We start from the raw sequence: 9947 nt of genomic DNA on the forward strand, positions 1-9947 counted from the left end.
AAAAACGCAGATGACAAAACTCAGCCTGACCGGTAACAGACAGAGCGGTCAGCTCTGTATCTGTACCAGACGATGAAACGATAACTCAGGGCCGAGCAACGGGTTTCAAAAAGCCACAAATGTCGATTCAGTCACGGGTTTCGATGATGATTCGATAGACGCCATAGGTGATCATCAGTGCCGCAGTGGCATAACTCATCACTGCAATGTACTGCACGATGTAGCCTACCGGTATTTCAAGGTATTCCGTTACAACGCCACGACGCAGAGAACGATCACCCAGGTAGAACATACGCTCTGCCAGGAAGTAAAGGCCACCGGACATCAGCAGTGCAGAAAATAATCCCAGTACCCGCATCAGTTTATTACTGATATAGCTGTCCAGAATATCAACCACAACATGGCCACCACGCCAGGTAACAATCGGCATCTGGGCAAAAACAATCACGGCCAGACCGATCTCTGTCAGCTCTACGGCACCATCTACTGCATTATCGAAGAAATATCGTCCGATTACGTCCATGCAAGTCAGAACCATCAAAGCAAACAACACTACCGCCGCACAGGCCTCAAGAAAAAAGGCCAGCCAAATGACTGGCCCTTTTTCTTCGTAGTGCTCTGCCACCCACTTAGGAAGCATTGCGAGAGACATACACTACTCCACTCAGTTGCCAGCAGTTTTCATGTTAGCTTCGTAGTCACGAGCGATCTTGCGCATCTCTTCCAGCGCCGCTTTCGCATCCACGTCACGATCTTCAACAGAGTCGATCCAGACCTGATCCATACCTTTGGTCAGCTCAACGAACTCTTTGTACATGGCATCGTTTTTAGAGATACGCTTCACGTTTACGCCAGCTTCCTGTGCCGCTTTGTAGCCTTCCATATCGGCACCATCCCAGGCACTACCGGCCAGAGCAGACAAGCGCAGACCGGATACACGACGGATCGCTGCACGGTCTTTCTCAGACAGATCTTCCATGAACTCAGGGTTGATAAACATAGAGAAGCTGCCCAGGTACATACCACCAGGCAGAACAGTCACATAGTTAGTCACTTCATTCAGACGCAGCGATTTTTGCTCACCCATCGGGATGAATACGCCATCAATAACGCCCTGCTGCAGCATTTCGTAAACTTTAGGGGCCGGAGCGCCTACAGGAGTGACGTGCATACGCTCAGCCAGAACACTCTGAACGCCGCCACCTACGCGAATTTTCTTGCCTTCAAGATCAGCAAGAGAGTTGATTGGCTCTTTGGAGTGGATCAGGCCGGGGCCGTGGGTGAACATACCCAGCACTTCCAGACCTTCAAATTCGCCCGCCTGACGGAAGTGTTTGTCATACACTTTCCAGAGAGCGACAGATGCGGCTTCTGCGCCAACACCCAGACCAGGCTGCTCAACCGCTTGTGGCAGTTTAAAACGACCCGGTACATAACCGTGATAGCTGAAAGATGCGTCGATTACGCCATCTTCAACCAGGTTGAACATGGTTTTAGGGTGGCCCAAACCTTGCTCAATTTTAATTTTTACGCGGCCTTCAGTCGCTTCTTCTACCCACTTAGCCCAAGTCGGCCAAACGATAGCATTCTGCGCAGCCGTTGGTGGTAGCCAGGTACCTACCCGCAGAATAGTTTCAGAAAAGGCAGCATTAGAGGCCAGCATAGTGGCGCCTAACGTCAGACCAACCAGGGCTTTTTTGAAGGTTTTCTTCATTATTGTCATTGTTGTCTCCTGCTTAGGTTTTGCCCTATAGCCCGTCGTGCAGTCAGGCCATAGGTCACGCTTATTATCGTTGTTAGTGCACTTTTTATTATTAAGAACACCTATTTCCAGAACACCCCTGCAGATCTTTCGTCTGCAGAGGCAGGTTTTAAATCACTTTAAAACTCTGAAAAACAGTTTCTGTATCAAATTCAATTCATTAGCAGATGCTATACCCGAGAAAAAAGCTGTAGCAGTGCTTTTTTCTACCATCAAGGGTACAGATCAAAGCCATTGAATTTAAAATCTGACTTAGATCAGATTTCCAAGATACAACATTATTTGCGATACCAAAAGAGAATCGTATATAAAATTTATGTATCTATTTAACTCATGAAAGGCGTAACACACACCATTTCACAACCTGCAGACTTATTTATCCGCAAAAAGTGGGTGGATATTGTTCTTATTGAACTTGAGCACCGGGTCCAGCTCTGTCATCTCAAAGGAGATCTGACAATAGTCGTTATCCGTTACCGGCTTCATCCAGTCACAAAGAATCTCAAACACCTTTTCTGCCACCTGCTTTTTCAGCGCCATATCACGGCCATGACCAATCTTCAGATTCAGATTCAGAAAGGCAAACTCATCTCGGCCATCCGCCACACGATAGTCATAACAGCGGATTGCACGACTGCGGACACCGCCAATCGGAAAAGCCCCCGTGGACACAACATATTCATGTAACGCTTTGAAAAGCGGCTGAAAATCCAACTTCTCATGCAGGTTGTCGGAATATTCCACAATAAAATGCGGCATAGATCACCTCACTGTCAGCAACAGAAGCCACCAGAGTGCACCAAGTGCACTCCGGAGGAAAAAACCGAAATCACACGCCCCATTTAGGGATGTGATGAGAGCCCATGCTGATGCAGACATTCTTAGGTTCGCAGAACACTTCGAAGCTGTAATCACCACCTTCACGGCCGGTACCGGACGCTTTCACACCACCAAACGGCGTACGCAGATCACGGACGTTCTGGCTGTTCACAAACATCATGCCCGCTTCGATGCGGTTCGCGATGCGATGCACCTTGCCCACATCCTGCGTCCACAGGTAAGACGCCAGACCGTAGTCGTTGTCGTTCGCCATGCGGATCACATCTTCTTCATCTTTAAACGGAATGATCACAGCCACGGGGCCGAAGATCTCTTCGCGGGCGATGCGCATATCATTGGTGACATCACGGAATGCGGTCGGGCGAACAAAGTGGCCGCCTTTCAGGTGATCCGGCAGTTCATCAACCGGCTTGTCAGGACCGCCAGCGATCAGGGTTGCCCCCTCTTCGATACCCAGCTTGATGTAATCGGTGACCTTCTCCCAATGCGCCTGACTGATCAGAGAGCCCACCTTGGTGTCCATCTCAGTTGGATCGCCAACCTTAATCTTATTAGCGCGGGCGGCAAACTCTTCACAGAACTTGTCGTAGATGCCTTCCTGCACAAACAGGCGGGAGCCTGCTGTACAACGCTCACCGTTAATCGAGAAGATACCGAATACCGCCGCATCCAGAGCACGCTCGTAGTCACAGTCATCAAAGATGATAACCGGTGACTTACCACCCAGCTCCATAGAGAACTTCTTCAGGCCAGCGTTGGCGATGATGTGCTTACCCGTCGAGGTACCACCGGTGAAAGAGATCGCATTGATGTTCGGGTCGGTGATCAGGGCGTTACCTGTGGTGCCACCAAAACCGTGAACGATGTTGAATACGCCAGCCGGAATACCGGCTTCCAGCGCCAGATGACCCAGGAAATCGGTAGACAGCGGAGACAGCTCAGACTGCTTCATCACAGCGGTGTTACCCAGTGCCAGTGCAGGAGCGGTTTTCCAGGTACCGGTCATAAATGGCACGTTCCACGGGGAGATCAGAGCACACACACCGGTCGGCTGATACAGGGTGTAGTTCAGCATCTGGTCATCCATCGGATAGGTGTGACCGTTCATCTGACGGGACTTCTCAGCGAAGAAGTAGAAGTTATTGGAAGAACGGGGAATCAGCGCATTCTGAGTCTGGTAGATCGGCAGACCGGTATCAGCGGTTTCCAGCTGAGCGATTTTCTCAACATTCTCACCAATCAGATCACCCAGCTTTTCGATAATCTTAGAACGCTTGGCAATCGGCATATTCGCCCACGCCGGGAAGGCATCTTTTGCCGCCTGAGTTGCCGCAGCAACCTGCTCAGGCGTGGCATGAGCGACCTCGGCCAGAACCTCACCGGTTGCCGGGTTTACAGTTTCAAACGTTTCCGGGCTTTCAACCCATTTGCCATTAATCAGGTTCTTAATCATTGTTCTTTACCGTCCTACCGTATGCACTAAAGCCTCTGTGCAGGCTTTAACTGAAATTTGAGCCTACTGCCTAAGCCAGTAATCCCATCACTGACCAGCAATAACTTAACATATTAACCAATTTATTTAACATATTAACGATTGTCAACTCAGAAGTTGCCCATGAAACTAAAATACGCCTGCTAACTTTAGTCCAACCCTGAACAAAGATGATTAGCCCAATGACGCCATATCATTAAGAGCTATTCTTGTGTTCAGAAGCCCCGGCACGACTACCCGGACCCACTCATTTAATTAACATATTAAGTTATTGACAATCCCAGCCTGAATAGCAAAACTACTTAACATAGAAAGTAATTGGCATAGATACTAATTTCGTATCCATACATTCCAACAAGAATCCAAAGAAACTGGAGATTTCGCCATGAGGCACAGCCGAATCCTGAAGGATGGCGTAGCAACTGAGCTGGCTATCGACCCAAATCAAAAGCAGGACATGACGTCACAGCAATGGCTGCCTGCAACCACAGGCACCGTATTTGGCATCGCGCTGAATGACAAAGAGCTTTGCGCCAGCCTGGAGCAGGCTTTTAACGAAAAGCCCCATGTGAATCCGCCGAAAACTCCGGTACTGCACATCAAAACCCCTAACACCCATATCGGTTATGGCGCAGCGATCCCGGCTCCTGCAGACGGCACCACTATCTATGCAGGTCCTTCTCTGGGTATCGTGATCGGCAAACAGGCCACCCGTGTTTCTGAAGAAAACGCCATGGATTACGTTGCCGGTTACACCATCGTCAACGAAGTGTCTCTGGCAGAAGGTTCTTTCTACCGTCCTGCGGTAAAAGCCAAGTGCCGTGATGGTTTCTGCCCGATCGGCCCATGGGTTGTGAATAAAGAAGACGTATCCAGCCCTGAGAAACTGGGCATCAACACCTTTATCAATGACGAACTGGTTCACAGCACCAGCACCGATCAGCTGGTTCACAGCCTGCAAAAGATCGTCAGCTACCTGAGCAGCTTTATGACCCTGCAGGAAGGCGATCTGATCATTGCCGGTACGCCACTGCGTACAGATAAGCTGGCACTGAAAGCCGGTGATACCGTTGCCATCGAGATCGATTCTATCGGTCGTTTGGAGAACAAAGTCATCAACGAAGCAGAGCTGGGTTAAGGGGAAGTCACCATGAAACGCGCACGTATTCTTTTAAACGGTGAACTGACCAACGTTACCGTTAACGACAATCTGGATGCTGTACTGGCAGACGGTACTGTTATTGCTCAGGCGGATGCGGACTGGCAGCCACCTTGCGATGGCAAGATCTTCGTTCTGGCGATCAACTATGCCGACCACGCTGCTGAGCTGTCTTTCAAGGCACCGGACGAGCCGCTGGTGTTCCTGAAAGCGCCTAACACCCTGCTGGGTCACAACAAAAACACCTACCGTCCGGACAATGTTGACTACATGCACTACGAGTGCGAGCTGGTCGCCATCATCGGTAAAACCGCGAAAAACGTTTCCCGCGAAGACGCGATGGATTACATCGGCGGCTACACCGTCGGTAACGACTACGCGATCCGTGACTATCTAGAAAACTACTACCGCCCTAACCTGCGGGTTAAGAGCCGTGATACCTGTACGCCGGTTGGCCCTTACATCGTGGACGCGAACGAAGTGGCTGATCCGCACAACCTGACCCTGCGCACCTATATCAACGGTGAACTGAAGCAGGAAGGTTCTACTAAGGATCTGGTGTTCAACATTCCTTATCTGGTGGAATACCTGAGCAACATCATGACGCTGGAACCGGGCGATATGATCTTCACCGGTACACCGGAAGGTCTGGCGGATGTTAAGCCGGGTGATGAAATTGTGACGGAAGTTGAAGGTGTTGGCCGTCTGGTGAACCACATCATCAGCGAAGACGACTACCTGAAAACGCTGGGCTGATCCCCCCTGTGGCTGAAACACTGTTTCAGCCACCAGCAAGCACACAACAAGAATAAAAAACCGTTGGTCGGCCAGATGATCTGGCCATCAAAACGACCAAGGGTTTGCACACAGGACTATCAAGATGCTTTCCGAAGAGATTATTAAAGATTGCGCCGCCCAGCTGCATCAGGCGGAAAAAGACCGCAAACAGATCCGTCAGATCTCCCTGCAATACCCTGAGATCACCATTCCTGATGCGTATAAGATTCAGAGCGAGTGGCTGAAACTCAAGCTGGCAGAAGGCCGTAAAATCATCGGCCACAAGATCGGCCTGACCTCCCGCGCCATGCAGATGTCTTCCCAGATCGACGAGCCGGATTACGGCACTCTGCTGGACGATATGCTGTTTGAAGATGCCGGTGATATCCCGACCGATCGTTTTATCGTGCCGCGTATCGAAGTGGAACTGGCCTTCATTCTGAAAGAGCCGCTGTCCGGCCCGAACTGCACCATCTTTGATGTGTATAACGCGACCGATTACGTGATTCCTGCACTGGAACTGATCGATGCCCGCTCTCAGTCCATCGACCCGGAATCCGGTCGCCCACGTAAAGTGTTCGACACCATTGCAGATAACGCTGCTAACGGCGGCATCATCATGGGTGGTCGTCCGATCAAACCATCCGAGATGGATCTGCGCTGGGTATCCGCCATGATGTACCGCAATGGCGTGATCGAAGAGACCGGTGTTGCCGCTGGCGTACTAAATCACCCGGCAAACGGCGTGGCATGGCTAGCAAACCGCCTGCACCCTTATGGCATCACACTGGAGCCGGGTCAGATCATTCTGGGCGGTTCTTTCACCCGTCCGGTTGCTGCACGCAAAGGTGATACCTTCCAGGTGGATTACGGCCCACTGGGTAGCATCAGCTGCTTCTTTAAATAAGACGCTGCCAGAACATCCCGCGATTAATCGGCTTTCAATAGATGCGGTTTCCTGCTCAATGCGGAAGCCGCATTTCAGGAGAACACCATGCCCGCTCCAACCAATACCTTTAAGCAAGCCCTGAAACAGGGTGATACCGCGCAGATCGGCCTTTGGCTGGGTCTGGCAAACAGCTACACCGCAGAACTGCTGGCCGGTGCCGGTTTTGACTGGCTGCTGATCGATGCAGAACACGCGCCGAACGACCTGCAAACCATTCTGGGTCAGCTGCAGGCGATCGCCCCTTATCCGTCTCACCCGATTGTTCGCCCGCCATGGCCGGATGCGGTTCGTATCAAACAGATTCTGGACTTAGGAGCTCAGACCATTCTGGCACCTATGGTGGAAACCGGTGAACAAGCAGCAGAAGTCGTGTCTGCAACCCGTTATCCGCCACAGGGTATCCGAGGTGTTGGCAGCGCGCTGGCACGAGCTTCCGGCTTTAACCGTATGCCTCAGTATCTGCAGACCGCTAACGACGAGACCTGTGTTCTGATTCAGATCGAAACCCCGAAAGGTGTTGAGAATCTGGATGACATTCTGGCCACAGAAGGTGTCGATGGCGTCTTTATCGGCCCATCTGACCTGAGCGCCTCTATGGGCTATATCGGCAACCCGGGTCACCCTGAAGTGCAGAAGGTGATCGAAGAGAGCATCGCCAAGATCGTTGCGGCCGGTAAGGCACCGGGCATTCTGATCGCTGACCAGGCGCTGGCTCAGCGCTATATCGAACTGGGCGCACTCTTTGTTGGTGTCGGTACCGATACCGGCCTGCTGATGAAGTCCTCCAACGATCTGGCGGCCAAGTTCAAAGCCAATATCGAAGCCCCTAAAGCAGAAAAAGGCTCCGTTTACTGATAACCATCAGATAAAACAGTTCTGATCCTATCTGCTCAGACAGAAACAGAGACTGAAACAAAGAGATGCCTCTTGCACCCGGCACTTTTTCTTCACCTCGAAAAAGGCCGGGTGTTTTTTTCACCACATCAGGGCGGGCTGGGTTATGCTTGTCTGATATCACCCACGATTTGTCAGCAGATTGAAGCCCCATGCCGGTAAACCATAACGACGAGTGGATCCCCAACATTGTTATCGGTCAGGATTACGACCAACATTTCGCTGAAGCCTCCATCCACTTTGATGTACTGGGGCGCATGGCGGATTTCTTCGGTCGTGATATGCCGGTGCACCTGCACGCCCAGTTTCTGCAGATTCACTTTATTCATGGCGGCAAAAGCCACTTCTATATCGACGAAGCGGTTTACAACTGCGAAGGGGCCTGCGTTTTTCTGACGCCACCGGCGATTCCCCACTCTTTTATGACCCAACCCGGCGTCACCGGATACGTACTGACCGTGCATCAGTCACTGATCTGGTATCTGCTTAGCGACAGCCAGAACAACCAGCTGGACAGCGAACATATCCGCCCCATCTGTATTGAAAAGCGCCTGCTCAGTGACGAACAGCTGAAACTCTGGCATCGGCTGGAACACAGTTTTGAAGCCCTGCAGGATGAATGGCAGTACGAACACAGCGACAAGAACTTTGCCCTTGAAAGCATCGTGCGCCTGCTGCTGTTACAGATGATGCGCCTTGCGCCGGAGAAGACCGAGACCCAGACCGTTGCCAGTGAAGAGCTGCGCCAGTTCCGCCGCTTCTCAGAACTGCTGGAGAAAGAGTTCCGTAACCGCTGGCCGCTGAGCAAATACTGCTCCACCATCGGCGTCTCCGAAAGCCGCCTGAATCATATCTGCCAGCGGGTCGCCAACTGCCCGCCGAAAAAGCTGATTCATGAGCGCGTCCTGCAGGAGAGCAAACGCATGCTGCGCTACTCCAACCTCAGCATCAACGATATCGGCTTTGAGCTGGGCTTTACCGACCCCTCCTACTTCTCCCGTTTCTTCCGCAAGCAAACCGGCCTGACCCCGAAAGACTTCCGGCTGCAAAGCGATAAGAAGACGCAGTAACCATAAAATCACGCTAAATATGTGACCTTAGGCTACTTTGAACTCAACACCCCTTGCCGGATCATTTTTTTTGGATATCGTCGCATACCCCAAAAGGATAATTTCCCGTCGACATGGTTTGTCGCCTGCATAACTATAATTAAAATATTCAAACTAATACCTTCAGGAGCCATTATGAGTAGTCAATATTCTCCGCCGGTATCATGTGGTTTAAGTAAAAAAGAAGTGCATGCCGTTGCTGAACAGGCTGCTAAACTTTTCGAATACACTCCTGGATCAGAACTCCACCCGATTGTAGAGAAACTTGGTGGAGAGATCAGAGTAGTTGCTGGCCACGAATTATACGAAACGCAGGATGGATCAATCACAATTGATGATGACGGTTCATTCATCATCAACTTAGCCAACGATGTTGGCTATTCTAGACAGCGCTTCACGATCGCGCATGAGCTTGGACACTTGGTATTGCACTACGTGATGGCCGCAAAATCTGAACCATTACAAGCAAACCGCTACGGTACTGGAAGAACCGAATGGGAAGCAAATTGGTTTGCTTCAGCATTTTTGATGCCTGAAGCGGAAATCAAAGAATCCTATTATAGACATAGTGGTAACATTTCAAACATTGCATTTGACTTTGATGTTTCCCATGCCGCCGCAGAAATCAGACTGGATGAACTGAGTATTAAGGGATAATGGAATTACCGCCACAACTCAAGAAAGCCCAGCTAAGGTTATTTTTTAGTGTCGACCTTGTGGGCTCTACTTCCTTCAAGCAATCCAGTTCCAACAATAGTTTTAAGTCTGACGTTAACTGGCGAGTAGCGATTAGTAGCTTTTTCATTGATTTTGATAAAGCGATTGGAGTTTCGTGGTCAGACTCCATTAAACGTCTAGAGACCTGCTCCCCTCATCTCAAAAGTTCTAAGCCTACCTTTTGGAAAGGTGCTGGTAGTGTTCAAAATTCTGTGTCACCCCTATAGTTTACCCTCTACAGGGAGTGA

Annotated in this window: 10 protein-coding genes; 6 read left to right on the plus strand and 4 right to left on the minus strand. The window is 50.5% G+C overall.

The window, feature by feature from the left end:
- Positions 1-127 precede the first annotated feature (127 nt).
- The 4 genes from AC4GL5_RS14855 to hpaE all read right to left on the minus strand — a co-directional run bounded on the left by AC4GL5_RS14855 (position 128) and on the right by hpaE (position 4055).
- On the minus strand, positions 128-652 hold the full coding sequence (locus tag AC4GL5_RS14855; RefSeq protein ID WP_490383579.1) for a TRAP transporter small permease: 525 nt from the start codon (positions 650-652) through the stop codon (positions 128-130).
- A 12-nt stretch (positions 653-664) separates the two neighbouring features.
- On the minus strand, positions 665-1714 hold the full coding sequence (locus AC4GL5_RS14860; protein ID WP_490383588.1) for a TRAP transporter substrate-binding protein: 1050 nt from the start codon (positions 1712-1714) through the stop codon (positions 665-667).
- Between the two features lie 420 nt (positions 1715-2134).
- Entirely contained in the window at positions 2135-2521 is a 387-nt protein-coding gene (locus AC4GL5_RS14865) for a 5-carboxymethyl-2-hydroxymuconate Delta-isomerase (RefSeq protein WP_490383580.1), read from the minus strand.
- 70 nt (positions 2522-2591) lie between these two features.
- Positions 2592-4055 (minus strand): 5-carboxymethyl-2-hydroxymuconate semialdehyde dehydrogenase, encoded by a 1464-nt coding sequence (hpaE, locus tag AC4GL5_RS14870; RefSeq protein WP_490383581.1) that lies wholly within the window; start codon positions 4053-4055, stop codon positions 2592-2594.
- A 424-nt stretch (positions 4056-4479) separates the two neighbouring features.
- On the opposite strand from hpaE, the gene AC4GL5_RS14875 reads away from it, so the two are divergent.
- The 6 genes from AC4GL5_RS14875 to AC4GL5_RS14900 all read left to right on the plus strand — a co-directional run bounded on the left by AC4GL5_RS14875 (position 4480) and on the right by AC4GL5_RS14900 (position 9639).
- The gene (locus tag AC4GL5_RS14875) at positions 4480-5232 is read left to right on the plus strand and encodes a fumarylacetoacetate hydrolase family protein (RefSeq protein ID WP_490383582.1); all 753 of its coding nucleotides are present in this window, start codon (positions 4480-4482) and stop codon (positions 5230-5232) included.
- A 12-nt stretch (positions 5233-5244) separates the two neighbouring features.
- Complete coding sequence (locus AC4GL5_RS14880) at positions 5245-6009, plus strand: fumarylacetoacetate hydrolase family protein (RefSeq protein WP_490383583.1); 765 nt, start codon at positions 5245-5247, stop codon at positions 6007-6009.
- 124 nt (positions 6010-6133) lie between these two features.
- Positions 6134-6937, plus strand: a complete 804-nt coding sequence (gene hpaH / locus AC4GL5_RS14885) for a 2-oxo-hept-4-ene-1,7-dioate hydratase (protein WP_490383584.1) — start codon at positions 6134-6136, stop codon at positions 6935-6937.
- A gap of 87 nt (positions 6938-7024) precedes the next feature.
- The gene (hpaI, locus tag AC4GL5_RS14890) at positions 7025-7834 is read left to right on the plus strand and encodes a 4-hydroxy-2-oxoheptanedioate aldolase (RefSeq protein WP_490383585.1); all 810 of its coding nucleotides are present in this window, start codon (positions 7025-7027) and stop codon (positions 7832-7834) included.
- Between the two features lie 191 nt (positions 7835-8025).
- Positions 8026-8943, plus strand: a complete 918-nt coding sequence (hpaA, locus tag AC4GL5_RS14895) for a 4-hydroxyphenylacetate catabolism regulatory protein HpaA (protein ID WP_490383586.1) — start codon at positions 8026-8028, stop codon at positions 8941-8943.
- 174 nt (positions 8944-9117) lie between these two features.
- Complete coding sequence (locus tag AC4GL5_RS14900) at positions 9118-9639, plus strand: ImmA/IrrE family metallo-endopeptidase (RefSeq protein WP_490383587.1); 522 nt, start codon at positions 9118-9120, stop codon at positions 9637-9639.
- Positions 9640-9947: the final 308 nt, after the last annotated feature.

This window comes from Oceanospirillum sp. (assembly GCF_982874595.1).

Bases quoted from the DNA above. Each gene is read 5' to 3' on its own strand.
- AC4GL5_RS14900 (WP_490383587.1), top strand. From the start codon at position 9,118: ATGAGTAGTCAATATTCTCCGCCGGTATCATGTGGTTTAAGTAAAAAA.
- AC4GL5_RS14855 (WP_490383579.1), bottom strand. From the start codon at position 652: ATGTCTCTCGCAATGCTTCCTAAGTGGGTGGCAGAGCACTACGAAGAA.
- AC4GL5_RS14865 (WP_490383580.1), bottom strand. From the start codon at position 2,521: ATGCCGCATTTTATTGTGGAATATTCCGACAACCTGCATGAGAAGTTG.
- AC4GL5_RS14875 (WP_490383582.1), top strand. From the start codon at position 4,480: ATGAGGCACAGCCGAATCCTGAAGGATGGCGTAGCAACTGAGCTGGCT.
- AC4GL5_RS14880 (WP_490383583.1), top strand. From the start codon at position 5,245: ATGAAACGCGCACGTATTCTTTTAAACGGTGAACTGACCAACGTTACC.
- hpaI (WP_490383585.1), top strand. From the start codon at position 7,025: ATGCCCGCTCCAACCAATACCTTTAAGCAAGCCCTGAAACAGGGTGAT.
- hpaE (WP_490383581.1), bottom strand. From the start codon at position 4,055: ATGATTAAGAACCTGATTAATGGCAAATGGGTTGAAAGCCCGGAAACG.
- hpaH (WP_490383584.1), top strand. From the start codon at position 6,134: ATGCTTTCCGAAGAGATTATTAAAGATTGCGCCGCCCAGCTGCATCAG.
- hpaA (WP_490383586.1), top strand. From the start codon at position 8,026: ATGCCGGTAAACCATAACGACGAGTGGATCCCCAACATTGTTATCGGT.
- AC4GL5_RS14860 (WP_490383588.1), bottom strand. From the start codon at position 1,714: ATGAAGAAAACCTTCAAAAAAGCCCTGGTTGGTCTGACGTTAGGCGCC.